Here is a 26379-nt window from a genome sequence, read left to right as displayed (position 1 = left end):
CTACGTATTACCGCGGCTGCTGGCACGTAGTTAGCCGGTGCTTATTCTGCAGGTACCGTCAGTTTCACGGGGTATTAACCCATGACGTTTCTTTCCTGCCAAAAGTGCTTTACAACCCGAAGGCCTTCATCGCACACGCGGGATGGCTGGATCAGGGTTTCCCCCATTGTCCAAAATTCCCCACTGCTGCCTCCCGTAGGAGTCTGGGCCGTGTCTCAGTCCCAGTGTGGCTGGTCGTCCTCTCAAACCAGCTACGGATCGTCGCCTTGGTGAGCCGTTACCCCACCAACTAGCTAATCCGATATCGGCCGCTCTAATAGTGCAAGGTCTTGCGATCCCCTGCTTTCCCCCGTAGGGCGTATGCGGTATTAGCTACGCTTTCGCGTAGTTATCCCCCGCTACTAGGCACGTTCCGATACATTACTCACCCGTTCGCCACTCGCCACCAGACCGAAGTCCGTGCTGCCGTTCGACTTGCATGTGTAAGGCATCCCGCTAGCGTTCAATCTGAGCCAGGATCAAACTCTTCAGTTTAATCTCTGTATTTGTTTCGTATTCTTGGTCCGAATAAATCCGAACCAGGTCATACGTCGCTACTCAAAGGAAGTGAGGTATGTTCTTAAACTTGACGTCTAAGGTACTTCACTTCTAGTGAGCACTTGATTTCATTGTGCTTGTGAAGAGATTAGGGTTTAACGCCTAACCTAATCACAGTGCATCGCATCAAGCGCCCACACTTATCGGTTGTTTAATTGTTAAAGAGCGGTACTGCTAAATTCTTACTGCTACCTGCTGAACTCGCTTACTTCGCTGCGGCTTTCGCCTTGCGTCGCTTGCTGTTTTCAGCAGCAGAGAGGCGAGATTATGAAGGAGTTTTTATCGCTTGTCAAGTCAGCTTCGTTCGCTTTCGCGCCACCGCTTTCTTGCTTGCGACCCCTTCGGATCCGCTCTCTTTAGCAGCTATCGAAACATCAGAAGCACCCATTCGGGTTAACCCTAAGTTTTCGGCAACTGCCAAGCCTGAAACTATAACACAACTTTTGCAGATTATGCAACCGGCTTTTGCCTGACTTGCATCCTATCTTGCAACCCCGCCGCTTTCGCGGACAGCCCAGATTCCTGGGGTTGGTTACTGCTCAGGTGGCTAGCGAGAGATTCGGGTAAACCCGAAATCAACATCACCAGCCAAGCCCAAGACTATAGCACGATTCTTGCAGATTACGCAACTGGCTTTTGCCTGATTTGCTGCAATCCTTGCAATAACCGCTGGCGCTCATTTCTGAACTCTTCGCGGCAGGCTTGGCTGGGTTACCCCGGTTTCGCCTGTTGTGCTTGCTTGGCTTCGCGGTTCAAAAAACGTCTGAACTGCGAAGGAGCGAGACTATAGCACAAGTTTTGGGCTGTCATGCCACGGAAGCAAAACCTTCCCCAATTTCGACACTCATGGCGGGGAAATCTGAAAGCGCTCTATATATAGAGAGAGAGGCTACCCCCTTCCGACGCCCTCCTCTCTCTATATATAGAGGCGTCATCAACACCGGTTTACCAAAGTCGAAGCGCCGGCCCCCAACCCAGGGAGAACCGGCGCCCGCTCGATGCCCTTCGCGTCGCGAAGGAAGCTACCAACGCATGTAGTCCGTGTGCTTCAAGCGTGCCAGGTCGCGTTGCAGGGAGGTTTCGTTGATGAGCCAGCTCGGCGCGCCCACGTCTTGGAGGATGTGCGGGTCCATGTCGACGGCCAGGTTGCGTAGCCGGGACGCTTCACGCCGTCTGCAATAGGCGGCCCAGAGCTTGCCGAGCCAGCCGCGCGGCGATGCGCCGTCGACAGCCGCACCTTCCGTTGGTGCGCTTCTGACGGTCGAGGTCGGCGGCAGTGCCGGTTGCGGGGGCTGCCGTAGCGGCCGAAACGACGGTGACGGTGAGGTGCAAGTGTGGGCAGACATGATGGACTCCTGGAATTTCGACGTTTTGGTAAGCGTAGTCGCCCAGGAAGCGGGTGAAAATCGAATTGTTTTCCGTGTATTGGTCAGCTAAGCTAACCAAATATTGGCCTTCTGCGAATTTTCCTATGCGTTTACCCCTGAACACCCTGCCCGCCTTCCGTGCCGTCGCCGAGTTGCAGAACCTGCGCGCCGCTGCCGACCGGCTGCATCTGACGCATAGCGCGGTCAGCCAGCAGATCAAGGGACTGGAGGAACAACTGGGCTTTCCGCTGTTTGAACGCAGCGGGCGCGGGATCGTTTTGAATAGCGCGGGCGCTGCGCTGCTATGCAGCGTGCAGAGCGCGCTAGCGGTGCTGGACGAAGGCGTGATGGCGGCGGCTGCCGCTGCCACCGGCAGCGAACAACGGTTGCGCGTGTCGGTACTGCCCTCGTTTGCGCAGCGCTGGCTGCTGCCCCGCATGGCGCGGTGGCGTGTGCGGAATCCGGGACTGTCGCTGGAGATCGAGACCTCCCAACAAGTGGTGGACCTGGTGCGCGACGGCTTTCATGCCGCGCTGCGGTTCGGCCGCGGCCCCTGGGCGGGCGTGGAATCCGAGCCCTTGTTCGATATGCCGTTGCCACTGATTGCGCTGGCGTCGCCGGAAACAGCGGCAAAGCTGGAAGACAATTCCCCGGAGACCCTGGCCCGCCAACCGCTGCTGGGCGAACGCGAAATGTGGCAGCACTGGTTCAATGCCGCGGGCCTGCGCACGCCGGTGATGCCCGTGGCCACGTTCAACGATGCGGGGATGATGTTGCAAGCGGCTGAACAAGGCTTGGGCATTACGTTGGGCCGCGAACTGCTGGCGGCCGACGCCCTCTGCGCCGGGCGCCTGGTGCAGATATCGCCTATGAGCGTGCAATATGAACAGGCGCAGACCTACCACCTGGTCTATCCGCCGAGCCTGCGGGAGTGGGCGCCATTGGTGGCGTTAAAGCAATGGCTGCGCGACGAGCTGGAGCTGTCGCGCTGCGCGCTCGTCACTACGCCTGCGGAACCTGACGCCTTGCCCGCGAACTCAACGCGAAAAAAAAGGTAAAACAGCTTTCGCTCCTTTACCCCTACCCAAACACGGCGCCCGGCGGGAGCACTCCCCGCAGGCCAGGATTCGCTTCGCTCGAATAGCCTGGCGGACGCCGCGACGGCGGCAGTCAACGTTGCGTGCCCTCAGGCCGCCTTGCGCGCGGGCGACTTCGCCGGCTGCATCGAATCCGTTTCATTGAAGCGTTGGTGCCACGAGAACGCCTCTTCCAGCAGATGGGGCGTCTGCCCGCCGCGTTGGCAGGCGCGGTCGAAATAGTCCTGCAGGGCGTCGCGGTAGGAAGGATGTACGCAGTTCTGGATGATGGCGCGGGCGCGTTCGCGCGGCGCCAGGCCGCGCAAGTCCGCCAGGCCGCACTCGGTCACGAGCACATCCACATCGTGTTCGGTGTGGTCCACGTGGGACACCATCGGGACCACGCTGGAGATGTCGCCGTTCTTGGCCATCGATTTCGACACGAAGATCGCCAGATGGGCGTTGCGCGCGAAGTCACCCGAGCCGCCGATGCCGTTCATCATGTGCGTGCCGCCCACATGCGTGGAGTTCACGTTGCCGTAGATGTCGAATTCCAGCGCCGTGTTGATTCCAATGATGCCCAGGCGGCGGACGATCTCGGGCGCGTTGCTGATTTCTTGCGGACGCAGCACGATGCGTTCGCGATAGTGGTCGATATTGGCCAGGATCTTGTCGTACACGGGTTTGGACACCGTGATGGACGAGGCCGACGCGAAGGCGAGTTTGCCCTGGTCCAGCAGATCGATGGCGCTGTCCTGCAGCACTTCGGAGTACATCGTCAGATTATCGAAGTCCGACGACTCGAAGCCGTGCAGCACGGCGTTGGCGATGGTGCCGATACCAGCCTGCAGCGGCAGCAACGCGTTGGTCAGGCGGCCCGCGTCCACCTCTCCGCGCAGGAACGTATTGATATGGCCGGCGATGGCGTTGGTGTCGTCGTCCGGCGGCAAGGCGTTGGAGGGGCTGTCGGGCTCGTGCGTGATGACGATGGCGGCGATCTTGGCCGGGTCCACTTCAATGAAGGGCTGGCCGATGCGCTGGTCCACCGACACCAGGCCGATCGGCTGACGCGCCGGGCGGTCCGCGGGCACATAGATGTCGTGCAGGCCTTCAATGGCGGCGGGCACGCCCACGTTCAATTCGATGATGATCTTGTCGGCCTGCTGCGCGAACGAGGCCGAGTTTCCGACCGACATCGTCGGCACGATGGCGCCCGATTCCGTAATCGCGGCGGCTTCGATGATGGCGACGTTGATCGGCCCGATATGGCCGGCGCGCAGCTGTTCGACCGTTTCGGACAAATGCTGGTCGATGAAGGCGATTTCGCCTTGATTGATCTTGCGGCGCAGGGTGGTGTCGACCTGGAACGGCATGCGGCGCGACAGCGCATTGGCCTGGGCCAGCATCTTGTCGGTATCGTGGCCCAGCGACGCGCCGGTGATCAGCGTGATCGACAACGGCTCGCGCTCGGCGCGTGCAGCCAGCGCCGCCGGCACGGACTTACAGTCCCCGGCGCGCGTGAAACCGCTCATTCCGACGGTCATGCCGTCTTCAACCAGCAATGCCGCCTGATCGGCGGATGTGATCTTGGCGCGCAGCCCAGGGTGGCGGATACGGTCGAGATGCATGGTGTCTCCAAATTTAAAGGCCAACGGCTTGCGGCCGGGCGCGGCGAGGCCGCCATTCAGCGCCCGGGCGCCGTCTTTCGCGGCGTTTCCCGATATCGCGGCACGGGCCCAAGGCCTGCACCGGGATGAATTTTCGGCAGTATAGGAAGGCCTGCTTAAATCTCGTAATGACTTAAAATCATTCAAATCAGTCGTTTTTTTCATCATTTGACGTTTTTGCGCACAACGCGCCTAGGGAGTTTCCAAGCCATGGACGTGCGTGCGTTGCGCTATTTCGTCGAAACGGTCAGGCATGCCAGCTTCACGCAGGCGGCCAAAGCCCTGTTCGTCACGCAATCGACGGTGAGCAAGATGATTCGGCAGTTGGAAGAAGAAGCCGGCACGCCGCTGCTGATCCGCGACGGCCACACCGCGCGGCCGACGGATACCGGGCGGGTCATGTACCAGCGCGGCCTGCAGGTGCTGGAAACGATGCGGCAACTGTCGGAAGAACTACGCCAGACCGCCGATCTGGACCGCGGCGCGCTGGAGGTCGGCATCCCGCCGATGATCAACCTGCTGTTCACGCCGGTGGTCAAGCGCTTCCGAGAGCTTCACCCCGGCATCCACCTGACCTTGCGCGAGGGCACGGGCCAGGCCGTCGAAGGCCTGGTCGCCAGCGGTGAGCTGGAGGTGGGCGCCACCATCCTGCCTGTCGCGCCCGACGGCGGACTTGCCGCCCAGTTGTTCGGCAGCTATCCCATCTGGGTCATCGGCCCGCCGGACGCCCCATGGGCCGGCAAAACGTCCCTGCCCTTGAGCGCCCTGCGCGACGCGCGGCTACTGATCCCCACCGACGACTTCGCCGTCACCCGGCGCCTGCGCCAGGCTTTTGCGGATGCGGGCTTTCAGCCCAGCATTGCCGCGCAGAGCGCGCATTGGGACTTTCTGGTTGCGATGGCCTCTGCCGGGCTGGGCGTTGCGCTGCTGCCCGAGCCGCTGATGCAACGCATGAAAACGCGGGGACTCAGTACGGCGAAATTGGCCAAGTCCGGCATGCAATGGGAGGTGGGCCACATCTGGCTGCAATCCAGCTATCTGTCCTTTGCCGCGCGCGCCTGGTTGGACGTGTGCGACGCCGTGCTGGGCAAGCCCAAAAAATCCCTCCCCCGAGGCGTGCTGGCGCGTCCGAGTTGATTCCAAACGTTGGCGTGGTAAACGTGGATTTCGTGCCGGGGCGCATCTGGCTGCCCGCGCATTGCGCGCATCCGATGCGGCCCTGTTTCCGCCCCCTGGGCGCCGACGGGAGGCGCCTTCGAATTTCAGTTGGAAAATAGGGGACGCAGCACTAGTTTTTGTTGCAACGGAGTGGTCCGCGGCTTGTTATGCTGCCGCCTCGACGCGAGTGTCTCGCACAAGAATATGAACCCGATCCGCACCTTCCCGCTCCTACTCCCCCGGCGCTTAACCGCCCATCTCGCCGCGCTTGTCGCGGCGTTGTTGTTGGCGCTCTGTGTAATGCCCGCCTTCGCGGCGCCGCCTGCCAATCCTGCGGAAACCGAAACGCTGCTGGCGGCCGCCCGCAAGCAGATTGACGACATCCGCAAACGCGTCGCCGACGAGACCGACGACGCCACGCTCGTCAAACAGCGCAGCGACGCGCTGGACATCCAGTCCAAGGCCGACGCGGCCAGCGAGGCGCTTGCCCCGCAGTTGACCAGCCTGACCGCGCGGTTAAGCGAGCTGGGCACGCCGCCCGAAGGCGCCAAAGAAGCCCCGGACGTGGCGGCCCAGCGCATGCAGCTGGAAAAGAGCAGCCGCGCGCTGGATGCGCAGATCAAGCTGGCCCGCCTGCTGTCGGTAGATGCCGCCCAGACGGCGGAACAGATTTCGGCGCAGCGCCGCACACAGTTCCAGGCGCGCCTGGGAGAGCGGCGCAATTCGTTCCTGTCCAAACAGTTCTGGGTGGAGTTCCACGAGGAATTCCCCCGCGACCTGGAACGCCTTGAAGCCTTGGGCGACGACCTTTCCACTGCGATCGGCCAGACACCGAAATGGGGATGGCTGCTGCTGGTTGCCGCGGCGGCGCTGACGATCGCGCTGCGCATCTGGATCGGCCGGATGTTCCTGCGCCTGACCGCAACCCGGGTGCCTCCCGGCCGGCTGCGGCGCTCGTTCCTGGCCGTGGCGCAGTTGACGCTATCGGTGGCCACGCCTGGGGTGATCGCGCTATTGATCCATGCCGGCCTGGATTGGAATTCGCAGCTGTCCGACAACACCGGGGCGCTGCTGGCCACGCTGGTGGCGACCGTCTGTTTCGGTGGCTATGTCTCGGGTCTGGGCAACGCGCTGTTGTCGACGCACCGCCCGTCCTGGCGCCTGCCGCCCATCAGCGATGCCGTGGCGACGCGCCTGAACTGGCTGCCCAATCTGCTGGGCACGCTGGTCGTGATGATCTGGCTGGCCGAGCGCCTGCCGGTATTGCTGAACGCCAGCCTGACGACAACCATCACGCTGACCGGCATCGTCGCCGTGATCATCATGACCACGATGGCCATCGTGCTGGCCATCTGCCGCAGGCTGCGCCGCCTGAGCATCCAGGAAAACGACGCGCCGGCGCCCTTCTGGGTTTCGCTGGTGCTGGGCACGGTGTGGGCCGTGCTGGTCCTGGGCCTGGCCAGCCTGTTGGCGGGGTATGTGGCATTCGGCGCCTTCCTGACCAAGCAGGTGCTGTGGACGCTGATCGTGCTGGCTTCCGCCTACCTGGTGTCGACGCTGATCGAGGACGGCTTCAGCACGCTGCTGGGCACGTCGCATCGCGAAGGCGAGAACGACGGCCCCAGCCTGCGCGACCAGGCCGCCGTGCTGCTGTCCGGCGTGGGCCGCGTGGCCGTCGGGTTGCTGGCGGTGATCCTGCTGCTGGCGCCCTTCGGCGAAGGGCCGGCCGACCTGCTTCAGCGCTTCGATCAACTGCGCAAGGGCCTGGCTATCGGTGAGGCGCAGATCCGTCCCGGCGCGGTGCTGCAAGCGCTGTTGGTGCTGGGCCTGTCGCTGCTGAGCGTGAAGATGCTCAAGCGCTGGTTGGCGAACCGCTACCTGCCGACCACGGAACTCGATCCGGGCATGCAGCTGTCGGCCGCCACCTTGTTCGGATACGCCGGCTTCGTGCTGGCGGTCGCGTTGTCGTTATCGGCGGCCGGCATCGGCCTGGAGCGCGTGGCGTGGATCGCCAGTGCGCTGTCGGTGGGTATCGGTTTCGGTTTGCAAGCGGTGGTGCAGAACTTCGTGTCGGGCCTGATCCTGCTGGCGGAACGCCCGGTCAAGGTGGGTGACTGGGTATCGCTGGGCGGCGTCGAGGGCGACATCCTGCGCATCAATGTCCGCGCCACTGAGATCCAGATGGGCGACCGGTCCACGGTGATTGTCCCGAACTCGGAGTTCGTGACCAAGACGGTGCGCAACGTGACCCGATCGAACCCCTTGGGGCTGGTGCAGATCAAGCTGCCCCTGCCGCTGTCGACGGACGCCGAGCAAGTGCGCGAACTGATCCTGCAGGCCTTTGCCGACCATGAGGACGTGCTGGACACGCCCGCGCCCAACGTGTTTTTGGACGGCATCGAAGGCGGCAACCTGATCTTCAATGCCAAGGGTTATGTCTCGTCGCCGCGCGCGTCTTACGGCGTGCGCAGCGCCATGCTGTTCACCGTGCTCAAGCGTCTGAACGACGCCGGCCTGGAAGTGTCTTCGCCCCCCACCATGCTGCTGGCTTCGGCGCCGCAGCCGGCGGCGGTGGCTGCGCCCGCCGCCATCCTGCCGCCCGCTTCTACCCCCTGAACCGGCTTCCCCCGAGGCGTCAGCCGGGCGAGTACAGGTCGGCGAACTGCTGCCGCTCAAGCCGCGGGTTGCGCAAGGGCGGCGATGCCAGCGCGGTAGTTTGAACGGCTTGCACCGGGTACCCCTGCACTGCCGGCGCCGGCGCGGGCGTCGGGGTCTGGCCTTGCATCGGCGCGGGCGGCACCGCGACGGTGGCCGTCGTGGGCGAGGACTGCGCAACCGCAGTCGTATCGAAACGATGATCGGCCGTCGTCAGCGCCGGATTGGTGCAGAGCCCTTGCGCCACCAACGCCGCCTTGGTGCGGTCGTCGGTCTGGCACAAGATGTCGATGGCCGCGGTTTCCAGCCGGCGCGAGCGATCCGCGTCCTTGGTGGAGGCGGCCGCCTGCATCGTGCGCTCGAAGTTGCGCCGCAGGCTGCATTTCTGGTCTTCGATCGGTATGGCGACGTTCATGCCGAAGCCCACCACCGAGCCGCCGCCGCCTGCCGACACCATGCAGCTGTCCGACGAGAACGAACCATAGAAGCTTTGGCCCCCCACCGGCGGAACCGTCTTTACGGTGCTGGAACCGCTGTTATTGGAATTCAGCGTGATGCCCTGGTTGTTGCCGGCATTGGTCGCCCCCGATGACGCGGAAGTCGTGGAACTGGAGTTACTGGTCTGCGCCGCGGCCGTGCACGCCGCCAGCGACAGGGAAATTGCAAGCACTATGGTTTTCATGATGTCCCCTCGACCGGACGGCCGAAGCCGTCCGGATAATTGGGTCAGTGATTGAAGCCAGAGATGTGGCCCACCCCGCCCACACCGCCGATCGACCCAAACGCGCCGATGTTGCCGGCAACGAAAGTCCCCGTCGCCGACGCGGCAGTATCAGTCTTGCCGAACGACGCCCCGCCATTGGCGATGCTGTCGCCCACCATGATGGGCGCGTTGCCCGTCACGTTGCCGTACGACTCGCTGGTGGCGTACTGGCGCGTGCTGGTGACCACTTGCGTGCCGTCCCGGTTGAACGTGCCGCCCACTTGCGCGACGCCGCCCGTTTCGCCAAACGACGTCTGGCTGGAAGACCCGTAGCCATTGACTTGCGTGGCCACCACCGAACTGCCGGTGGAGACGGATGACGCCGTGCCATTGATCGTGCCGGCATGGCCGGTGATCGACACGGAAGGCATGCCCGGCCCACTGGCATAGGCCGATGCGGCAAACAAGGTCATGGCTGCGACTGCTGCGAGCTTTTTCATTTGAGCTCCTCCTGATCCGCTTCATGCGGATGCACAGGTGCCGGTGGCCGACCGGCGCGGACCGCTACGTCCCTCCCCCGTGCCCGCACATAGACGAGTGGCGTGGGACTTATGTATTGGTACGGAATGATTGCTCCGTCCTAGGCATGTCGATATCGGTTAAACGGGCGACCGGGTCTTTGTGGACGAGGCCTGTCTGTCAATCGGCAAGCGGAACAGACGAGCGCGCGACCGCCACGCCATGCGTATGGACGATGAAAAAGACAGGGGAACCCTGCGCGACGCAGGGGGGCTCAACTTTAAGGATGGGGCGACGCGTCTTGGGCTCGGACAAGGTGCCTAGCGCGCACGCCGGTAGGCAAGCCGTTGATGGCCTTTAGGCTTACTGTCAGCCAGAACGAGCAGGCACCAGGTTGAAGAACTGTGCGGCTTCCCGGCGGAGCAGCCAGAGATCGCCCGCGACGAGAACCAGCAGGAAGCCGCACTCCGCCAGATCCAGGTCCGCCAGCACGTGGTAGCTGGCCAGCAGCACGATGCCTAAACCGCCGGCCAGCCACGCAGGCCACACGGGAGCCAGGCCCTTGACCGGAGCAGGCAAACCGCGGCTCCAGCACAGCCATGCCATCAGCGGCAAGCACAGGACCGACAAGGGAATGTAGATGGCGATGGCCGACAGCAGTACCACCACACTGAACTGCGTGTTGAGCGCCAGCGCCATAACGGCGATAACGGCAATGCCTGCGTACCACAACAGGCGAACGGCAATGAGACGAGTCAAGGTCACGGCTCGAGGAAATCGGACAGGATGGAATTGGAATTTTCAGCCATACTACTCCGGCCGACCGGGCCTCACCCGGCCCCAATTATTTGGAGACACCGTCATGATCCAGGAGATTGCCAGCATTCATGTCCGTGAAGGACAGGAAGCGCTGTTCGAGGCAGGCGTCACGCAGGCCAAGCCGCTATTTCTGCGCGCCCGTGGATGCCATGGGATGGAGTTGTACCGCAGCATTGAACAGCCGCAGCGCTATACGCTGGTCGTCGACTGGGAAACCGTCGAGAACCACATGGTGGATTTTCGGGAATCGCCCGACTTCCAGGAATGGCGCAAGCTGGTGGCAGGCTTCTTCGTCGAACCGCCCCAGGTCCATCACGAACAGAAAGTGATCTGACCGTCAGCTCTCTTCAGGCGGATCGTCGTACTTGCGGGCGCTGCCGGCAAAACGGTCCGCCGGATATTTCTGCGCGTTCTTGACCATCTTGCGCGCCACGGCGTCAGCGATGTCGATGCCCAACTGATCCGCCAGCGCCACCAGATACATCTGCACGTCCGCAATTTCATCGGCAGCGTCCACCAGGCGTTCCGGCGCCATATTGCGCGATTCGGCCTCGGTCAGCCACTGGAACAGGGACACCAGCTCGCCGGCCTCGCCGGACAGCGCCATGGCCAGGTTCTTGGGCGAATGAAAGGGCTCCCACGCTCTTTCTGCCGTAAAGGCCCGCACCGCGAGTTTGATCTGTTCCAGGTCGGACATCGAATTTTCCAGATAGCAGGCGCTGCGTCAGGCCGCGGCCAGGCGTGAACTGGCTGCCAGCGCGACGGCCACCGTCGTGCGCACGTCGGCCAACGCGCGGTGAGTGGGGTCCGAGGCGCCCACATGACGCGCCAGGATCTCTAGCTTGTGCGACGGCAGTTCCGGCCAGGCGCGCCGCGCCAGCGCCAGCGTGCAATGCGTGGGATTCGCAAACGGCAGGCCGGTCTGGTCAGCCGCTGCGCCCAGAAAGCGCCGGTCGAACGACGCATTGTGGAAAAATACCGGCAAGTCCTCCACGAATTCCAGGAAGGACGAAAACGCCTGCACCACCGGCACGCCATGGCGGTCGATTTCCGCCTGGGTAATGCCGGTCAGCCGCGTGATGAAAGACGGCACGGGCGACCTCGTGCGAACCACTTGTGTATATTCGCGGGCCAGCATGCCGGACGCTTCGACCCGGACAGCCGCGAACTCCAGGATTTCGCACGTGGCGGTGGACAGGCCGGTGGTTTCCAAGTCGGCCACGATGAACGGGCCGCGTAGCGCCTGCAAGGCCGAATCCAGCGCAGCCGAGGCTTGCGCGCGGTTGACGGTCGTGCGAGACGTCGCGCCGCTGGCGCGAGGCCGCCGGTTGAAGAACGTCACCGTATTTACTCCGTCGGATGCAACGGCGCGAAGCGCGGCGAACCATCGGCCAATTGGCCAAAGAACAGCGTGGCGGGCCGCACCCACAGGCCGCGCGCGTGCGGCCACAGGTGTTCGTACACCACCATGGACTCTTCGGTCTCGGAATGGCGGGCGGTGCCCACATACAGGTAGAGACCGCCCTTGTAGTGGCGGTGCGATGCAAGGGCGAGGGCTTCGGATTCGGTCATGGACGGTGCCGCAAATAATGCGGCCCGGGCGGAAGCGATCCGGCCCAGGCCTGGGATTCAGACAATACCGTCTTTATAGCGCACTCGCGCGGGCCCCTGGCCGCGCGACGTCAGTAGCGCACGTACTCCAGCACCGGCTTGGGCGGCAGCGGCGTATTGGCCGCCTGCCTGGCCCGCACGGCCGCCGTCACGGGCTTGACCACCCCGACAGCCCGATGGTCTTTGCGCGCAGCCTGCGCATCCGCGGCTTCCTGGGTAGCCCGCAAGGTCTGGGCGGCTTCTGACGTCATCTGCGTGATGTCTTCGGTGACATCCGCCAGTTTGGCCGATTGCGCCAACGACACGTTCACCACTTCCGCCATGATTTCAGTGACGCGGCGCGATGAGGCCACGATGTCTTCCATCGTGGTGCCGGCCGACTGCACCTGACCGGCGCCACTTTCTATCTGCTCGACGGAGGTCGTGATCAATCCCTTGATCTCTTTCGCAGCGGCGGCGCTGTTTTGCGCCAGACTGCGGACTTCGGCCGCGACCACCGCGAAACCCTTGCCGTGCGTGCCGGCGCGGGCGGCTTCCACGGCGGCGTTCAGCGCCAGGATGTTCGTCTGGAAGGCAATGCCGTCCATCACGCCGATGATCTCGGAAATGCGCCGCGAGCTATCGGTGATGGCCCCCATCGTCTGCACCACGCCCTTCACCGTCTTGCCGCCCTGCTCGGCGACCTTGCTGGCGTCCAGCGCCAGGGCGTTGGCCTGGCTGGCGCGCTCGGCGTTTTCCGTCAAGCCCTGCACGGCCACCCGCAGGGTCTGCGCGGCGGTGAAGCGCTTGGTGATGTCGGTGGCGTATTTCACGACCTTGAAAGGCCGGCCTTCCGCGTCGAGGATCGGGTTATAGCTGGCTTCGATCCACACCTGGCGCCCGCCCTTGCCGATGCGCAGGTACTGGCCCGTGTCATGTTCGCCGCTGCGCAGCTTGCGCCAGAATTCCTGGTAGGCGGCCGAGCGCGCCTCTTCGGGCCGCACGAACATGCTGTGATGCCGACCTTCCACCTCAGAGGCGTGATAGCCCACGGCATTCAGGAACAAGTCATTGGCGCGGATGATCGTTCCGTCCAATTCGAACTCGATAATCGCCTGCACCTTGGAGATCGCCGCCAACTGGCCTTCAGTGTCCGCCTGGCGCTGCTGCTGATCGGTGATATCAGTGGCGTACTTGACGACTTTAAGCGGGCGGCCACGCTTATCGAATATGGGGTTATAGGACGCTTGCAGCCAGACGTCCCGGCCATCGCGACGAACGCGGCGGTAACGGCCCGCGTCATAAGCGCCCTGCCCGAGCTTTTCCCAAAAAGCCAGATACTCGGCAGATTCGCGCTCATCCGGATCGATGAACATGCGGTGGTGCTGTCCCAGGATCTCATCCAGGGAATAACCCATGGTGTCCAGGAAATTCTGATTGGCCATCAGGATGTGGCCTTCCAGATCAAATTCGATAACGGCCTGCGCTTTATGGATAGCCGAGATCTGGCCATACAAATCCGCCTTCTGCATGCCGCGTTCGCCGCGGAACAGGCGACTTAGGGTGATCCATTGCATGGTGGCTTCTCCTGCCAAGGATGGGACGAAGTTTCTGACAACGGTCGACAAGCGGAATCTCTGAATCAGAACTGCTTGGCGCGTCCCAAACTCAGTCAGTGCAGCCGCGCCGCATGCACTTGCTACCTGGAAGTCCGTCGCCACTGCGGTAACGGCAGGCCTGGATCAAAATTAAAAAATCGAGAATGTATCCAGTCGAAAATATTTAATCCTAAAAATGATCGCTTCTCAACCTATTACCGATTGCTTTACAGAAAAAAATTGCAGCTCGACATCGCATCGGATAATCATTCAGCGACGTTTCAACTGCGCAATCAGCCTATGCTTATTGCGCAGTTCAGGGTTAATACCAATCCGCTATCTATTTTTAGGCTGATTGACGCGCATCGTTTATTAAAGGGGCGGTCGATGACCCCTTTATTAATAAGCAGATGGAAATGCGGGTGGCATCAGCGCCGCTCGGAAATCGCGGGCGCGGCCGTTAACTCATCCCCGCAGCAGCCGATGACTCGGTCGTCAGGCGGCGTCCAGTTCGCGATACTGGCGGAAAATGCACTCGCCAAAAGGCAGACGCCTGCCGCTATCGAAATAGGGCTGCAACGCGGGCAGCGACGCCACGCGCGCGTGCAAGGCCATCACGTTCGGATAATCCGATGCCACGGTCGCCATGCGTTTCGGGAACGCGTAAAGCAGACCGTCAACCAGATGGAACAACGACAGGTCGACGTAGGTCCAGCGCTTGCCGCCGGCCAGCCAGGCCGTCGGCCCGGCGAGCACGCGTTCGAAATACCCCAGGAATTTCGGTATGCGTTCTTCCCGGAAACCCCGCGCCCGGCGCGCAGCCTCTTCTTTCTGGTCTTCGTAATAATAGTTGGCGGAAATGGGGTGATGCGTATCGTGCGCCTCGGTCACCATATCGGCGATGGTCAACTGCAGCTGGTTCACCCAAAGGCGTCCTTCCAACGATTCCGGCGCCAGCCCGTGCTTTTCTCCCAGGAACAACAGGATGTTGGCGGTCTGCCCCAGCGTCATGTTGCCGGCTACCAGATAAGGTGGCGCGAAAGGCGGATGCTTGCGCGGCGACTGCATGTCTTCGATCAGCGAATTTTCCGAGGCACCGGGTTCGCGCGCGCATTCGCGATAGGGGATGCCCCCCGCTTCCAGCGCCAGGCGCACGAATTCGCCACGTCCAGGAATACCGTCCCAATACCAGAGGTCATACGTCATGCCGTCTCCTTGGGGTAAGCGAAGGCTAGGCAGGAAATACGCTGACACCGCCCTCTTGCCCGATAGCCTGCTGGCCTCGGGCCTGTTGATACTGGCGCGGGGATAATCCGAAGTGCGCCCGGAAGTCGCGCGAGAAGTGCGCGCCGTCCGCAAAACCGCAGTCCAACGCAATCTGCGTGATGCTGCAAGGATTATTGAGCAACAACCAGCTTCCATACTCCAGCCGAAGTTGCCGCTGGAACGCCATGGGCGACATGCCCGTAGCAAGGCGGAACGCGCGCTCCAACTGCCGCCGCCCGACCCCGACGTAGCGCGCGATGGCGTCCAGCGGCGGGGGGTTGTCGATGCGCTGCTCGATGAAGTGCGCAGCCTGGCGCACGCGCAGGTCCTGGATGCCGGACAGGTCGGTGCGGAAATGCGCCTGCGGCACCCGGCCTGGGCGCACGCCTTGCAGCATCATGTGCCGCATCGCCTGCTGGGCCTTGTCGCGCCCGCAATGGCGGGCCACCAGATACAGGCCGAGGTCGATCGCCGCGGTGGACCCCGCGCAAGAGATCAGGTCGCCCTCGTCCACGAACAGGCGGTCCACCACCGCGCGGGTCTGCGGAAAACGCTCGCGAAACGCATCCAGCACATTCCAATGCACGCATACCGTGCGGGGCCCGATCACGTCGGCTTGCGCCAGCGCGAAGGTACCGGTGCAGATGCCCAGCAAACGCACCCGCAGCGCCGCCGCCAGGCGTAGCCAGTCGCGCAGCGGCTCGGGCATGCGGCCGTTGATGTAGTCGTTGCCCCCGCACACGGCCACGTAATCGAACTGGGCGGGGTCGTCGGGCAGGCTGTCGGCCACGTCGATGGTCAAGCCGGCGCTGGAGCAGCGCGGCTTGCCGTCCCAACTCATGACGCGCCATGCCGTATGGATCTGCCGGCTGCGTCCGCCGTGGTCGCCGGCCAGGCGCAGCACGTCCACCAAACCAGCGAAGGCAGCCAGCGTGAACTGGTCCATCAGCACGATACCGATGGTCAGTGCGGGTTTCCCCGGGGGCAGGCCTTGTGCGGCGTCCTCATAGGGGGAAGTGGCGGAGGCGGTGATTTCGACGTCAGTCATGACGCAATTATTCAAGTTTTTGTCCCGCGCCTTCAAGCTCGTTTTCCCGGGGATCGCCCAAGATGCAGGTATGGCAACGTCACGGCTCCGTCCTGGAGCACCCTGCTCCCGCGACACCCGCGACAAGCCGATAAATCGACAAGGGGAATCCGACATGGCAACACCTACCCGCAGCGCAGTCCGCGCCGCTTTGCTGGGCGCCGGGCTATTGCTGGCCACGCAGGCGATGGCGCAACAGCAGAAGATCACCGTCGCCTGGTACGGCGGCAACTGGGGCGACGCGTTCCGCGCCTGCGTCGCCGATCCCTACACCAAGGCCACCGGCGTGACGGTCGTGCCGGAAGTCGGCACATCCACCACCACGCTGGCCAAGCTGCAGCAGCAGAAGAACGCGCCTACGATCGACGTGGCCTGGATGGACGGCGGCATCAGCGAACTGGCCGCCCAGGCCGGCGTGCTGGACACGCTGGACCCCGCGGCCATCCCCAACCTGAAGAACGTCATCGACCAGGGCGTATACCGCAACGGCGATGCGGCCTATGCCGTCAGCACGGGCTATTACTCGCTGGGCATCACCTACAACACCAAGGAAGTGCCGCAGGCGCCGACCAGCTGGAAGGACCTGTGGAAGCCCGAGTATGCCGGCGCCGTCGCCGTGCCCTCGCCCGCGAATTCGTCCGGCGTGCCGTTCATTTTCTTCCTGGCGCGCGTCTGGGCCATCGACCCGTCCAACCTGGCGCCCCTGTACGCCAAGCTGGCCACCCTGGACACCGCCTTGTTCTTCGACAGCTCGGGCGCGGCCAGCAACGCCTATCAAAGCGGCGAGGCCATCATCGGCGCGCACTTCAACGTGGGCGCGTGGGACTTGATCGACAAAGGCCTGCCTATCGGCTTCGCCGTGCCCAAGGAAGGCGCATGGGCCACGGACGCCCGCCTGCATCTTGTCAAGGGCGCGCCCAATGCGGCGGCCGCCAAGAAGTTCATCGATACCGCGTTGACGCCAGACGCCGCGGCTTGCCTGGCCACGCGCCTGTACTTGGGGCCGGCCGTCAAGGACGTGCAGGTGCCCAAGGACGTGGCCCGCAAGCTGCCGTGGGGCGCCGAGGGCTCGGTGAAGAACCTGAGCCTGTTCGACTGGAACCTCATCAACAGCCGCCGCGCCGAAGTCACCGACGCGTGGAACCGCCAGGTTGCCCGCAAGCGCTAGGGTCCAGGGATCAATCATGTCCGCTTTGCTCACCATCGAAGGCGTGTCGATGCGCTTTGGCGCCTACCAGGCGCTGGACCACATCGACCTGGACATCCAGCAGGGGGAATTCGTCGCCCTGCTGGGGCCCAGCGGCTGCGGCAAGACCACCTTGCTGCGCTCGATCGCCGGCTTCCTGAAGCCCGAATCGGGCCGCATCCTGATCGACGGCCAGGACATCAGCCGGCTGGCCGCGCACCATCGTCCGCTCAACACGGTGTTCCAGAACTACGCGCTGTTCCCGCACATGACCGTGCTGGAGAACGTGGCCTATGGCCCGCGGCGCCAGGGCGCATCAAAGGCCGAGGCCGCCGAGCGTGCCCGCGCGGCGCTGGACATGGTGGGGCTGGCGGACTTTGGTCCGCGCTACCCCCGCGAGATGTCCGGCGGCCAGCAGCAACGGGTGGCGTTGGCGCGCGCCATCGTCAACCAGCCCAAGTTGTTGTTGCTGGACGAACCGTTGTCCGCGCTGGACCTGAAGCTGCGCAAGCGCATGCAGCTGGAGCTTAAGCACCTGCAAGGCAAGCTGGGCATCGCCTTCATCTTCGTCACCCACGATCAGGAAGAAGCGATGACCATGGCCGACCGGGTCGTCGTCATGCATGCGGGGCGCATCGAACAGGTGGGCGCAGGCACGGACATCTATCGCCAGCCTGCCACGCGCTTCGTAGCGGAGTTCATCGGCGACGCGAACTTCATGGCCTACACCGCGACAGAAGGCGGCACGCTGCAGCTGGAGGCCCAGGGCCTGCGCGTGCCGCTGGGCGGCAAGCCGGCGCCCGCGCGCGGCGTAGCGGTGCTGCGGCCCGAAGACTTGCGGCTGAGCGCCGAAGCGTCCGCGCACACGCTGACCGGCGCGGTCACGGACGTCATTAATGTGGGCAGCCACAGCATGATCCACGTGGACATCGGCGGCCAGTCGGTGGTGGCGCGCCATGGCGGCATTGCGCCTGCCGAGCTGCGGCCGGGCACGACGGTGCACCTGGCCTTCGCGCCGGAGCACCTGCACCTGATCGGTGAACAGCCATGAACCGGCGCGCCTGGCTCTCGCCCTGCCTGCTGCTGGCGGCCCCCGTGCTGTTCTTTGCGGCCTTCTTCCTGGCGCCGTTGGCGGTGGTGGCGTTGGCCAGCATCACGGGTGGCCCAGACGGCGTGACGCTGACCTTGCAACAGTACCTGCGCGTGCTGGCCGACCAATATCACTGGGATGTGATCCTGGTGACCTTCCGACTGGCCTTCTTCACCACCGTCGTATGCGTGATCCTGGGCTACCCGCTGGCGTGGTACCTGGTGCGCGTAGTGCGCTGGCAGGCCTGGCGTCGCTTCTGCGTGATCCTGTTGGTGGTGCCGCTGTTCACCAGCAACATCGTGCGCGCGTTCGGCTGGATGGTGCTGCTGGGCCGTAACGGCCTGGTCAACCAGGCGCTGGTTGGCGTCGGCGCGGCCGACCGTCCGGTGCGCTTCATCGGCACCGAACTGGGCATCCTGATCGGCATGGTCTACGTGCTGCTGCCTTTCGTCGTGTTGGCGGTGGGCAATGCGCTGGCCCGGGTAGATCCGGCCTGCGAGCAGGCGTCCGCAGACCTGGGCGCGAGCCCGGCGGCGACGTTCTTCCACATCACCTGGCCGCTGACGCTGCCTGGCGTGGTGTCGGGGGCCATCATCGTCTTCACATTGGCGGTCAGCGCGTATGTGACACCTGCGTTGCTGTCCGGCGGACGGATCTCGGTCTTGTCCATGCTGATCTTCCAGCAATACAGCTCGGTCTTCGATTTCCACTACGGCGGCGCGCTGAGCATGGTGCTGCTGGTTTTCACCCTGATCCTGGTTGCGCTGGCGAACCGCGCCGCCACCCTGCCTGGAGCCGCGCGATGATCGCCCGCAATCTGATCCGCCTGATCGCGCTGGCCGTGCTGGCCTACCTGGCCCTGCCGCTGGTGGTGATCCTGGGCTCGTCGTTCACGGCCACGCCGTACCTGGCGTTCCCGCCCCAGGGCTGGACGCTGGAGTGGTACCGCACCTTGCTGGTGGAAGCCGGCTACGTCGCCGCGTTCACCACCAGCACGGTGCTGGCGCTGGCGGCGACCGTTGCCGCCGTCGTGCTGACCGTGCCCGCTGCGCTGGCGGTGGCGCGCTACGAATTCCCGGGCAAGGCGGCGCTGACGTCGGTGCTGATGTCGCCGCTGGTGCTGCCGCACATCGTGTTGGGCGCGGCGCTGCTGCAGTACGGCGCGTATTTCGGCCTGACGCGCAGCTTCCTGTCGCTGTTGATCGGGCACATCGTCATCATCGCGCCGTTCGTGCTGCGTTCAACACTGACCCTGCTGACGCCGGAGCAGCGCGCGCTGGAAGAGGCTTCCGCGGACCTGGGCGCCAACCCCTGGACCACGTTCTTCCTGGTGGTGCTGCCGCAGATCCGGCCGGGCATCGTGACCGGTTCCATCTTCGCGTTCATCTCGTCATGGATCAACGTGGAGCTTTCCATCTTCAACACCACGGCGGACCTGAACACCATCCCCGTGAAGCTTTTCAACTACGTGCAGTACACGATAGATCCGACCATCGCAGCCGTATCGGGCGCCACGATCGTGGTTGCGGTGATCGCCATCGTCATTCTTGATTTGACCGTCGGGCTGGACATGCTGTCCGAACGCGGCAAATAGTTTCTCGACTCCCGGGTTTTCCCCTCATCCTACTTTTGTCTGGAGCCACAGTCATGCGCAAGCAAGACGCGTTCGATGTCATCTATACCCATACCGAAGGCGAGCCCCTGTGCATCGTGCATAGCGGCATCCCCTACCCCGCCGGATCCACCATCCTGGAGAAGCGGGCTTTCCTGGAGCAGAACTACGACTGGCTGCGTCAAGCGCTGATGCGCGAACCGCGCGGCCACAAGGACATGTTCGGCGTATTCCTCACGCCGCCGTCCAGTCCCGAATTCGACGCCGGCCTGATCTACATCGACGGCACCGAGTATTCCCACATGTGCGGCCACGGCACGATCGCGGTCAGCATGGCGATGGTGGCCAATGGCTTGGTGGCGCGCGGCAAAGACGGCATCACCAAGATCCGCTTTGAAACCACGGCCGGCCTGGTCGTGTCGGAAGTGGCATCCGAAGGCGACAACGTGCTGTGGACGCGCTTCGAGAACGTGCCGGCCTACGTGGCGGCGCAGGACATTCCGGTGGAACTGCCAGGCTACGGCAAGCTGTCCGCCGACATCGTCTGGGGCGGCAACTACTTCGGCATTGTGGACCTGTCGGGTTGCGACCTGCGGATCTCGCCGGACAACGGCACCGAGCTGTCGCGCATGGGCCTGATCGTGCGTGACCAGTTGAACGCGCGCCATCGCATCCAGCACCCGACCGAAGCGCACATCAACAATCTGAACTTCATCACGTTCTGGCATCAGCCGACGATCGAAGGCGCGTTCTACAAGAACGTGCACGTGTTCAGCGCCGGCCAGCTGGACCGTTCACCCGGCGGCACGGGCACCAGCGCCATGATGGCCATGTTCGAGGCGCGTGGAAAGATGGGCCTGAACCAGCCAATCAAATCCGAAGGCCTGCTGGGCAGCGGCACGTTTGAAGGCAGCCTGCTGGGCGAGGTAGACCTGAACGGCACGCGCGCCGTCCGGCCCACCGTCAAGGGCACCGCCAGCATCCTGGGCACCGCGCGCTGGGTGATCGACCGCAACGACCCGGTCGGCGCGGGCTTCTTGATCCGCTGAGCCCGGCAGGCCGTAGGATGGGTGAAGCGCGGGGGTTCTTAGGCAAGAATGCTGCTGCCCAGCGCGCGTAACCCATCAAGCAGCGGTGATTTCTTGGCAACTTTAGCAACAACGCAACCGCTGTCTGATGGGTTGCGCGCGCTGAACGCGAGAGTCCTTGTTTAAGAACTCTCGCGCTTCACCAATCCTACGATCGCTCAGGATGCCTGAGCGGCGTCCTCCAGGATCATTTCGGCGCCGCGCTCGGCCACCATCATGACGGCGGCCTGCGTGTTGCCGGAGACCATCTTCGGCATCACCGACGCGTCCACTACGCGCAGCCCCGTCAGGCCGTTCACGCGCAAGCGCACGTCGGTCACGGCGGCGGCGTCCGAGCCCATGCGGCAGGTGCCGATGGGGTGATAGATCGTCTGGCCGTTGCGCCGCGCGAAGTCCAGCCATTGCTCGTCGCTTTCCACGGCGGCGCCGGGGCTGACTTCGGCCTCGATGAACCGTTGCATGGCCGGTTGTCCCACGATACGGCGCGCCACTTTCATGCCGCCGACGAGGCTGTCGCGATCGATCTGCGCCGACAGGAAGTTCGGGCGGATCGACGGGCCCGCCAAGGGATCGGCGGATTTGATGTGGATGCTGCCCACCGATTCCGGGCGCAGCTGCGCCACGCCGATCGTCATGCCCGGATGACGGTCCAGGATGCGTTCGGCCGCGTTGGCATAGCTGGCATGCACGAAGAAGAACTGCACGTCGGGCGTCGGCAGGTCAGGCGCGCTCTTGACGAAGCCGTGGACGAGTCCCGTCCCTAGCGTCAGGATACCGGTGTGGCGGGTGTAGTAGCGTGCGACCTGTTGCGCCAGGCGCCAGCCGCGCGACATTTCGTTCAAGGTCACGGCATTCTTCACGCGCCAATTCATGCGCGTCGCGAAGTGGTCGATATAGTTTTCACCGACCTGCGCCTGCGCATGCACCAGCGGAATGTTGAAGGATTGCAGCCGCGCCGGATCGCCCACGCCGGACAGTTCCAGCAACTGCGGCGACTGCACCGCCCCCAGGCACAGCACCGTTTCGCGGCGCGCCCGTACGGTGTGCTCCTGGCCGTTCTGGCGATACGTCACGCCCACGCAGCGCTTGCCCTCGAACACCAGCCGCGTCACATGCGCGCCGCACTCCACCTTCAGGTTCTGGCGGCCGGCGGCGGGCTTCATATAGCCGTCCACCACGCTCCAACGCCGTCCCCGATGCTGCAGCACCTGGTAGTAGCCCACGCCTTCCTGATTGCCACTGTTGTAGTCGGCATTCAGCGGCTGGCCATCCTCTTGCGCCGCGCGCAGGAAAGCGTCGGACACCGGAAAGCGTTCGGCGACTTCCTCCAGATGCATCGGCCCGTTCTTGCCCCGGCTTTCGCCGCCGGGTTCGTAATGCTCGATCTTGCGGAACAGCCGTTCAGCCTGCGCATGTCCCCAACCCGTCGCACCCGCGGCTTCCCAGCCGTCGTAGTCCTGCGGCTGTCCGCGCACGTATATCATTCCGTTGATCAAGGTGGATCCGCCCACGCCCTTGCCGCGCGGCACGGCAATGGTGCGGCCATGGACGTTGTCTTCGGGCTCGGTCGCAAAGCGCCAGTTGTAGTCCGGGTTCACCAGCAGCTTGGAAAAGCCCGCCGGGATCGAGATCCACATGCTGCGGGCCTCGAAGCCGGCTTCCAGCATCAGGACGCGATGCTTGCCGTCGGCGGTGAGCCGGTTGGCCAGGATGCAACCCGCCGTGCCGCCGCCCGCAATAATGAAATCGTAGTCGCCCATCTTTTTATCTACCCCGTCCTGATATCGGCTGCATGCTATTTCGCGGGAACCACGCCCAGCATCTCGGCCATCAGCTCGATCTGGCAGGCCAGCATCGGTGCGCCGTAATGCACCTTGCAGCCCTTGGCCTGGGCGGCCAGCAACAGCGCCGTGTCCTTGGGCTGCATGATGACTTCGCATACCAATTGGTCCGGCGTCAGGCGGCTGGTATCGAGCGGCAAGGCGTCGCCTTCCTTCATGCCCAACGACGTGCCGTTGACGACCAGGTCATGGCCGGCCGGGTCGGGCGTGCCGATCGTGATCTTGGCGTCCGGATGCAGCGACAGGATGCGGGCCTTCAGGTCTTCGGCCTTGGCCGGCGTGCGATTGGCGATGGTCAGCCGCGACACGCCCGCCTGGATCAGCGCAAAACCGATGGCATTGGCTGCGCCGCCGGCGCCCGCCAGATAGGCGCTTTTCCCCTGCACGGGCACACCCGCCGTCAGCAGGCCACGCACGAAGCCTTCGCCGTCCAGCATATGCGCCACCAGACGGCCGTCCGCGTCGCGGCGCACCACGTTCGCCGCGCCGATCTTGCGAGCGACCGGCGTGACCTCATCCACCAGGTCCAGGATGGCGGTCTTGTGCGGCATGGTGATGATGACGCCCCCCAGGTTCTCCAGGCGCCGCAGGCCGTCGACCACGGCGGCCAGATTGTCGGGCCGCGCATGGAACGGCACGCACACGCCGTCGAACCCGATCTTGGCGAACAGCTCGTTCATGCGCTGGGGCGTCTTCACATGATGGATCGGGTCGGCCAGGATGCCGAACAGGCGCGTGTTTCCGCTGATTTCCTTCATCGTGTTCTCCGGGGTCAGGCTTTATTTGAGGTTTTGATCACTTCGCGGGCCACTTCGCCGATGCCGGTAGCATCCAGCTTGTAGTGGGCGTACAGCGTGGTGGGCGGGGCGATCAGGCTGTATTCATCATAGATGCCGTGGCGGCGAAGTCGGGTGCCCGTGCCGGCATCCGCCAGCACTTCAGCCACGGCCGAACCCAGCCCGCCCAGCACATTGTGTTCTTCCACCGTCATCATCACGCGCGCCTGCCCCGCCGCGGCCAGCACGGCGTCGCGGTCCAGCGGCTTGATGGTCGGCATGTCGATCACGCCGACCGAAAATCCTTCCTGGCGCAGCTGTTCTGCCGCGGCCAACGCGGCATGCAGCGTGATCCCGCAAGCGATGATGTTCAGGTCCCTGCCCGTCGAATGCACGATCGCGCGGCCGAATTCGAACGGCGCGCCGTCTTCATACACCTGCGGATCGCGGCCCCGCCCGATGCGGAAGTAGATGGGTTCGGGCCAGTCGACCGAAGCCTTGATGGCGGACGCCAGCTGCGGGCCGTCCGCGGGCGAGACGACCGTCAGGCCGGCCAGCGCGCGCATCGTCGAGATGTCTTCAGTGGCGTGATGCGAGGTACCGTAAAAGCCCAGGCTGATCCCGGTATGGTGGCCGATCAGCCGGACCGGCAGCTTGGTGTATGCCACGTCCATGCGGATCTGTTCGCAGCACAGCAGCCCCAGAAACGAGGCGAAGGTGGCCACGAACGGCATCATGCCGGTGGTGGCCAGGCCGGCCGCCGCCGACACCATGTTCTGCTCGGAAATGCCGAACTGCACGTAGCGGTCCGGGTAGGCCTGGGCAAAGCGGTTCAGGCCGTTGGAATATTGCAGGTCGGCCGAGCCGGCCACCACCGGGTGCCCGGCCTGCGCCAGTTCGATCAGCGCATCGGAAAGATAGGACAGCCCGGGGTTCACCGCATTCAGGGCGCGGTACTGCCAGGAGTCGGGGGAGAGGACTTGTGCCTGTGCCATTCAGATCTCGCGGGAGAGGATTTCGTCGACGGCGCTTTGCGCATCTTGCGGCGCCAGGTAGCCCAGGTGCCAACCCGGCTCGGTTTCCATGTAGGACACGCCTTTGCCCTTGATGGTCTTGGCAATCACGCACGCTGGCCTCGCGCGCGCGTCGTCCGCACGCAGGCGGCGCAGCAGCGCCGTCAATTCCAGCAGGTTGTGGCCATCGACTTCATGAACGTCCCAGCCAAACGCCAGCCACTTCTCTTTAAGCGACTCCACGCCCATCACGTCGTCCACCTTCCCATCCAGCTGGTAGCCGTTGCGGTCGACGATGGCGATCAAGCGCGACAAGCGGTTATGCGCGGCGAACAATGCCGCTTCCCAGACCTGCCCTTCCTGCATTTCGCCGTCGCCCAGCATCACGAAGACATTGAAATCGCGCTGGCTCATGCGCCCGCCCACAGCCATCCCCACGCCGTTGGACAGCGCATGCCCGATCGAGCCCGAGCTGAAATCCACGCCCGGCACTTTGCTCATGTCGGGGTGGTCACCCAGGGGGCTGCCCAACCGGGTATAGCCATCCAGCAATTCGCGGTCGATGAAACCGTGGTCGGCCAGCACCGGGAACAGCCCCACGGCGGCATGGCCCTTGCCCATCAGGAAGCGGTCGCGGTCGGGCCAGTGGGGCTCGCCCGGGCGCAGCCGCATCACGTCGTAATACAGCGACGCGAAGATTTCCGCGCACGAGAAGACCGAGCTGTAGTGCCCGACCTTCGCGATTTCGATGAGTCTGATTGTCTCCAGCCGGATATGGCGGGCTTTCTCCCGCAGCATCCTGACTTCCCCCTCGGTGGGGGCCTCCTGGTGATGGCGCATGGCGCGTCCTTTCTTCGTTAGGATATATGATATATAATATACCCATTGAGCTTGAATTGGCTATGGCGGGCTAGAATTCATTCCGGATTCACCCGTTCCCTCAATACAGCAAGCCCGAAACGTCATGCCCAGCCTCAAACCGGTAAAGAAAGAGAACCTCTCCGTCAGGGTCTACAACGAAATCCGCAATGCCCTGATCAACGGGCAGTACGAACCCGGAGAACGCCTGATCATTGGCGAACTGGCCCAAGAAATGGGCGTGTCCATCACGCCCGTACGCGAGGCCATCTTCCGCCTGATCAGCGAGCAGGGCCTGGAGATGCAGGCCGCCACGGCGGTCTATGTGCCCTACGTGAATTCGGAGAAGCTGCGCGAAATCCAGCAGATCCGTTTCCATCTGGAAGGCATGGGCGCGGCCGAGGCCGCGCAGAACATCACGCGCAAGCAGCTGGACAATCTGGTCGCCTTGCAGCGGGACTTCATCTCCTGCACGTCGACGGACCCCAAGCGCGCCAGCTACCTGAACCGCAAGTTCCACTTCGGCATCCTGGAAGCCAGCAACAAGCCCATCCTGCGCAGCACGGTGGAATCGTTCTGGGTCATCACGGGCCCCATCCTGAAGGTCTTCCACATCAAGACGGCCGGCCTGGACTATTCCGAAAACGAGCATCGCCACGAAGCCGTGCTGGAAGCGCTGGAAGCGCGGGACTCCGAAGCGGCGCGCAGCGCCATCCAGGCCGACCTGGTCTGGGGCGGCAAGATCATGATTGACTGGTTGGTCGAGCGCGAGAAAGAGCTCGACTACCGCCCTCCCGTGCCACGCAAATAGGA

General features: G+C 63.7%; 26 protein-coding genes and 1 rRNA gene. 11 read left to right on the top strand and 16 right to left on the bottom strand.

Going from position 1 to position 26379, the window contains the following annotated elements:
- Positions 1-534: ribosomal RNA gene (locus tag AC3WMU_RS18965) — 16S ribosomal RNA — on the bottom strand; the annotation flags it as partial.
- A 290-nt stretch (positions 535-824) separates the two neighbouring features.
- On the opposite strand from AC3WMU_RS18965, the gene AC3WMU_RS18960 reads away from it, so the two are divergent.
- On the top strand, positions 825-1070 hold the full coding sequence (locus AC3WMU_RS18960; RefSeq protein WP_131224901.1) for a hypothetical protein: 246 nt from the start codon (positions 825-827) through the stop codon (positions 1068-1070).
- Positions 1071-1619: 549 nt separating this feature from the next.
- On the opposite strand, the gene AC3WMU_RS18955 is transcribed toward AC3WMU_RS18960, so the two are convergent.
- On the bottom strand, positions 1620-1943 hold the full coding sequence (locus tag AC3WMU_RS18955) for a hypothetical protein (RefSeq protein ID WP_052017964.1): 324 nt from the start codon (positions 1941-1943) through the stop codon (positions 1620-1622).
- A 125-nt stretch (positions 1944-2068) separates the two neighbouring features.
- On the opposite strand from AC3WMU_RS18955, the gene AC3WMU_RS18950 reads away from it, so the two are divergent.
- On the top strand, positions 2069-3022 hold the full coding sequence (locus AC3WMU_RS18950; RefSeq protein WP_006227878.1) for a LysR substrate-binding domain-containing protein: 954 nt from the start codon (positions 2069-2071) through the stop codon (positions 3020-3022).
- Between the two features lie 128 nt (positions 3023-3150).
- On the opposite strand, the gene scpC is transcribed toward AC3WMU_RS18950, so the two are convergent.
- Positions 3151-4668, bottom strand: coding sequence for a succinyl-CoA:acetate CoA-transferase ScpC (gene scpC / locus AC3WMU_RS18945; protein ID WP_492282805.1), 1518 nt, complete (start codon positions 4666-4668; stop codon positions 3151-3153).
- 249 nt (positions 4669-4917) lie between these two features.
- Here scpC and AC3WMU_RS18940 point away from each other — a divergent pair, with 249 nt between their 5' ends.
- Both AC3WMU_RS18940 and AC3WMU_RS18935 read left to right on the top strand, forming a co-directional pair.
- Positions 4918-5844: a LysR family transcriptional regulator gene (locus AC3WMU_RS18940; protein WP_492282804.1), complete on the top strand. Its 927-nt coding sequence runs from the start codon at positions 4918-4920 to the stop codon at positions 5842-5844.
- A gap of 225 nt (positions 5845-6069) precedes the next feature.
- Complete coding sequence (locus tag AC3WMU_RS18935) at positions 6070-8481, top strand: DUF3772 domain-containing protein (RefSeq protein WP_424624303.1); 2412 nt, start codon at positions 6070-6072, stop codon at positions 8479-8481.
- A gap of 19 nt (positions 8482-8500) precedes the next feature.
- Here AC3WMU_RS18935 and AC3WMU_RS18930 read toward each other — a convergent pair whose 3' ends face one another.
- From AC3WMU_RS18930 to AC3WMU_RS18920, 3 genes are all read right to left on the bottom strand, one after another.
- Complete coding sequence (locus AC3WMU_RS18930) at positions 8501-9202, bottom strand: hypothetical protein (protein WP_035214243.1); 702 nt, start codon at positions 9200-9202, stop codon at positions 8501-8503.
- Between the two features lie 44 nt (positions 9203-9246).
- Positions 9247-9723: a hypothetical protein gene (locus AC3WMU_RS18925; RefSeq protein ID WP_035214242.1), complete on the bottom strand. Its 477-nt coding sequence runs from the start codon at positions 9721-9723 to the stop codon at positions 9247-9249.
- Between the two features lie 388 nt (positions 9724-10111).
- Entirely contained in the window at positions 10112-10507 is a 396-nt protein-coding gene (locus tag AC3WMU_RS18920; RefSeq protein ID WP_035214240.1) for a hypothetical protein, read from the bottom strand.
- Positions 10508-10604: 97 nt separating this feature from the next.
- Between AC3WMU_RS18920 and AC3WMU_RS18915 the strand changes: the two genes are divergently transcribed.
- Positions 10605-10895: an antibiotic biosynthesis monooxygenase family protein gene (locus tag AC3WMU_RS18915; RefSeq protein ID WP_006227871.1), complete on the top strand. Its 291-nt coding sequence runs from the start codon at positions 10605-10607 to the stop codon at positions 10893-10895.
- A gap of 3 nt (positions 10896-10898) precedes the next feature.
- Here AC3WMU_RS18915 and AC3WMU_RS18910 read toward each other — a convergent pair whose 3' ends face one another.
- The 6 genes from AC3WMU_RS18910 to AC3WMU_RS18885 form a co-directional block, all read right to left on the bottom strand.
- The gene (locus tag AC3WMU_RS18910; protein WP_006227870.1) at positions 10899-11258 is read right to left on the bottom strand and encodes a nucleotide pyrophosphohydrolase; all 360 of its coding nucleotides are present in this window, start codon (positions 11256-11258) and stop codon (positions 10899-10901) included.
- A 27-nt stretch (positions 11259-11285) separates the two neighbouring features.
- Positions 11286-11903, bottom strand: coding sequence for a 3'-5' exonuclease (locus AC3WMU_RS18905; protein ID WP_006227869.1), 618 nt, complete (start codon positions 11901-11903; stop codon positions 11286-11288).
- Between the two features lie 5 nt (positions 11904-11908).
- Positions 11909-12133 carry a DUF1653 domain-containing protein gene (locus tag AC3WMU_RS18900; RefSeq protein WP_006227868.1) on the bottom strand — a complete coding sequence of 75 codons (225 nt, stop codon included), beginning with the start codon at positions 12131-12133 and terminating at the stop codon, positions 11909-11911.
- A gap of 110 nt (positions 12134-12243) precedes the next feature.
- Positions 12244-13728: a methyl-accepting chemotaxis protein gene (locus AC3WMU_RS18895; protein ID WP_006227867.1), complete on the bottom strand. Its 1485-nt coding sequence runs from the start codon at positions 13726-13728 to the stop codon at positions 12244-12246.
- A gap of 516 nt (positions 13729-14244) precedes the next feature.
- On the bottom strand, positions 14245-14955 hold the full coding sequence (locus AC3WMU_RS18890) for a glutathione S-transferase (protein ID WP_006227866.1): 711 nt from the start codon (positions 14953-14955) through the stop codon (positions 14245-14247).
- A 25-nt stretch (positions 14956-14980) separates the two neighbouring features.
- Complete coding sequence (locus AC3WMU_RS18885) at positions 14981-16063, bottom strand: GlxA family transcriptional regulator (protein WP_006227865.1); 1083 nt, start codon at positions 16061-16063, stop codon at positions 14981-14983.
- Positions 16064-16217: 154 nt separating this feature from the next.
- On the opposite strand from AC3WMU_RS18885, the gene AC3WMU_RS18880 reads away from it, so the two are divergent.
- Genes AC3WMU_RS18880 through AC3WMU_RS18860 form a run of 5 tightly spaced genes read left to right on the top strand, consistent with a single transcriptional unit; the run spans position 16218 to position 21039 of the window.
- Positions 16218-17270: an ABC transporter substrate-binding protein gene (locus tag AC3WMU_RS18880; protein ID WP_035214238.1), complete on the top strand. Its 1053-nt coding sequence runs from the start codon at positions 16218-16220 to the stop codon at positions 17268-17270.
- Between the two features lie 16 nt (positions 17271-17286).
- Entirely contained in the window at positions 17287-18339 is a 1053-nt protein-coding gene (locus AC3WMU_RS18875) for an ABC transporter ATP-binding protein (RefSeq protein ID WP_006227863.1), read from the top strand.
- On the top strand, positions 18336-19184 hold the full coding sequence (locus tag AC3WMU_RS18870; protein WP_006227862.1) for an ABC transporter permease: 849 nt from the start codon (positions 18336-18338) through the stop codon (positions 19182-19184). The genes AC3WMU_RS18875 and AC3WMU_RS18870 overlap by 4 nt, the downstream gene beginning before the upstream one ends.
- Positions 19181-19972, top strand: a complete 792-nt coding sequence (locus tag AC3WMU_RS18865) for an ABC transporter permease (protein WP_006227861.1) — start codon at positions 19181-19183, stop codon at positions 19970-19972. Before AC3WMU_RS18870 ends, AC3WMU_RS18865 begins: the two co-directional genes overlap by 4 nt.
- A 53-nt stretch (positions 19973-20025) precedes the next feature.
- Positions 20026-21039 carry a proline racemase family protein gene (locus tag AC3WMU_RS18860; protein ID WP_492282803.1) on the top strand — a complete coding sequence of 338 codons (1014 nt, stop codon included), beginning with the start codon at positions 20026-20028 and terminating at the stop codon, positions 21037-21039.
- A gap of 197 nt (positions 21040-21236) precedes the next feature.
- On the opposite strand, the gene AC3WMU_RS18855 is transcribed toward AC3WMU_RS18860, so the two are convergent.
- Genes AC3WMU_RS18855 through AC3WMU_RS18840 form a run of 4 tightly spaced genes read right to left on the bottom strand, consistent with a single transcriptional unit; the run spans position 21237 to position 25548 of the window.
- Entirely contained in the window at positions 21237-22838 is a 1602-nt protein-coding gene (locus tag AC3WMU_RS18855; protein WP_006227859.1) for a GMC family oxidoreductase, read from the bottom strand.
- Between the two features lie 35 nt (positions 22839-22873).
- Positions 22874-23677 carry a shikimate dehydrogenase family protein gene (locus tag AC3WMU_RS18850; RefSeq protein ID WP_006227858.1) on the bottom strand — a complete coding sequence of 268 codons (804 nt, stop codon included), beginning with the start codon at positions 23675-23677 and terminating at the stop codon, positions 22874-22876.
- A gap of 14 nt (positions 23678-23691) precedes the next feature.
- Positions 23692-24690: a transketolase family protein gene (locus AC3WMU_RS18845; protein ID WP_006227857.1), complete on the bottom strand. Its 999-nt coding sequence runs from the start codon at positions 24688-24690 to the stop codon at positions 23692-23694.
- Positions 24691-25548: a transketolase gene (locus AC3WMU_RS18840; protein WP_006227856.1), complete on the bottom strand. Its 858-nt coding sequence runs from the start codon at positions 25546-25548 to the stop codon at positions 24691-24693.
- A 124-nt stretch (positions 25549-25672) separates the two neighbouring features.
- Here AC3WMU_RS18840 and AC3WMU_RS18835 point away from each other — a divergent pair, with 124 nt between their 5' ends.
- Positions 25673-26377, top strand: coding sequence for a GntR family transcriptional regulator (locus tag AC3WMU_RS18835; RefSeq protein WP_006227855.1), 705 nt, complete (start codon positions 25673-25675; stop codon positions 26375-26377).
- Positions 26378-26379: the final 2 nt, after the last annotated feature.

This window comes from Achromobacter sp. FW305-C-13, assembly GCF_058783475.1.
This window is presented reverse-complemented; position numbering and strand designations above follow the sequence as displayed.

What these genes read in the sequence shown, in the direction of transcription:
- AC3WMU_RS18865 (WP_006227861.1), top strand. Translation starts at nt 19,181, where the DNA reads ATGATCGCCCGCAATCTGATCCGCCTGATCGCGCTGGCCGTGCTGGCC.
- AC3WMU_RS18940 (WP_492282804.1), top strand. Translation starts at nt 4,918, where the DNA reads ATGGACGTGCGTGCGTTGCGCTATTTCGTCGAAACGGTCAGGCATGCC.
- AC3WMU_RS18935 (WP_424624303.1), top strand. Translation starts at nt 6,070, where the DNA reads ATGAACCCGATCCGCACCTTCCCGCTCCTACTCCCCCGGCGCTTAACC.
- AC3WMU_RS18850 (WP_006227858.1), bottom strand. Translation starts at nt 23,677, where the DNA reads ATGAAGGAAATCAGCGGAAACACGCGCCTGTTCGGCATCCTGGCCGAC.
- AC3WMU_RS18890 (WP_006227866.1), bottom strand. Translation starts at nt 14,955, where the DNA reads ATGACGTATGACCTCTGGTATTGGGACGGTATTCCTGGACGTGGCGAA.
- AC3WMU_RS18875 (WP_006227863.1), top strand. Translation starts at nt 17,287, where the DNA reads ATGTCCGCTTTGCTCACCATCGAAGGCGTGTCGATGCGCTTTGGCGCC.
- AC3WMU_RS18840 (WP_006227856.1), bottom strand. Translation starts at nt 25,548, where the DNA reads ATGCGCCATCACCAGGAGGCCCCCACCGAGGGGGAAGTCAGGATGCTG.
- AC3WMU_RS18955 (WP_052017964.1), bottom strand. Translation starts at nt 1,943, where the DNA reads ATGTCTGCCCACACTTGCACCTCACCGTCACCGTCGTTTCGGCCGCTA.
- AC3WMU_RS18925 (WP_035214242.1), bottom strand. Translation starts at nt 9,723, where the DNA reads ATGAAAAAGCTCGCAGCAGTCGCAGCCATGACCTTGTTTGCCGCATCG.
- AC3WMU_RS18870 (WP_006227862.1), top strand. Translation starts at nt 18,336, where the DNA reads ATGAACCGGCGCGCCTGGCTCTCGCCCTGCCTGCTGCTGGCGGCCCCC.
- AC3WMU_RS18885 (WP_006227865.1), bottom strand. Translation starts at nt 16,063, where the DNA reads ATGACTGACGTCGAAATCACCGCCTCCGCCACTTCCCCCTATGAGGAC.
- AC3WMU_RS18860 (WP_492282803.1), top strand. Translation starts at nt 20,026, where the DNA reads ATGCGCAAGCAAGACGCGTTCGATGTCATCTATACCCATACCGAAGGC.
- AC3WMU_RS18895 (WP_006227867.1), bottom strand. Translation starts at nt 13,728, where the DNA reads ATGCAATGGATCACCCTAAGTCGCCTGTTCCGCGGCGAACGCGGCATG.
- scpC (WP_492282805.1), bottom strand. Translation starts at nt 4,668, where the DNA reads ATGCATCTCGACCGTATCCGCCACCCTGGGCTGCGCGCCAAGATCACA.
- AC3WMU_RS18930 (WP_035214243.1), bottom strand. Translation starts at nt 9,202, where the DNA reads ATGAAAACCATAGTGCTTGCAATTTCCCTGTCGCTGGCGGCGTGCACG.
- AC3WMU_RS18855 (WP_006227859.1), bottom strand. Translation starts at nt 22,838, where the DNA reads ATGGGCGACTACGATTTCATTATTGCGGGCGGCGGCACGGCGGGTTGC.
- AC3WMU_RS18915 (WP_006227871.1), top strand. Translation starts at nt 10,605, where the DNA reads ATGATCCAGGAGATTGCCAGCATTCATGTCCGTGAAGGACAGGAAGCG.
- AC3WMU_RS18845 (WP_006227857.1), bottom strand. Translation starts at nt 24,690, where the DNA reads ATGGCACAGGCACAAGTCCTCTCCCCCGACTCCTGGCAGTACCGCGCC.
- AC3WMU_RS18880 (WP_035214238.1), top strand. Translation starts at nt 16,218, where the DNA reads ATGGCAACACCTACCCGCAGCGCAGTCCGCGCCGCTTTGCTGGGCGCC.
- AC3WMU_RS18835 (WP_006227855.1), top strand. Translation starts at nt 25,673, where the DNA reads ATGCCCAGCCTCAAACCGGTAAAGAAAGAGAACCTCTCCGTCAGGGTC.
- AC3WMU_RS18910 (WP_006227870.1), bottom strand. Translation starts at nt 11,258, where the DNA reads ATGTCCGACCTGGAACAGATCAAACTCGCGGTGCGGGCCTTTACGGCA.
- AC3WMU_RS18950 (WP_006227878.1), top strand. Translation starts at nt 2,069, where the DNA reads ATGCGTTTACCCCTGAACACCCTGCCCGCCTTCCGTGCCGTCGCCGAG.
- AC3WMU_RS18900 (WP_006227868.1), bottom strand. Translation starts at nt 12,133, where the DNA reads ATGACCGAATCCGAAGCCCTCGCCCTTGCATCGCACCGCCACTACAAG.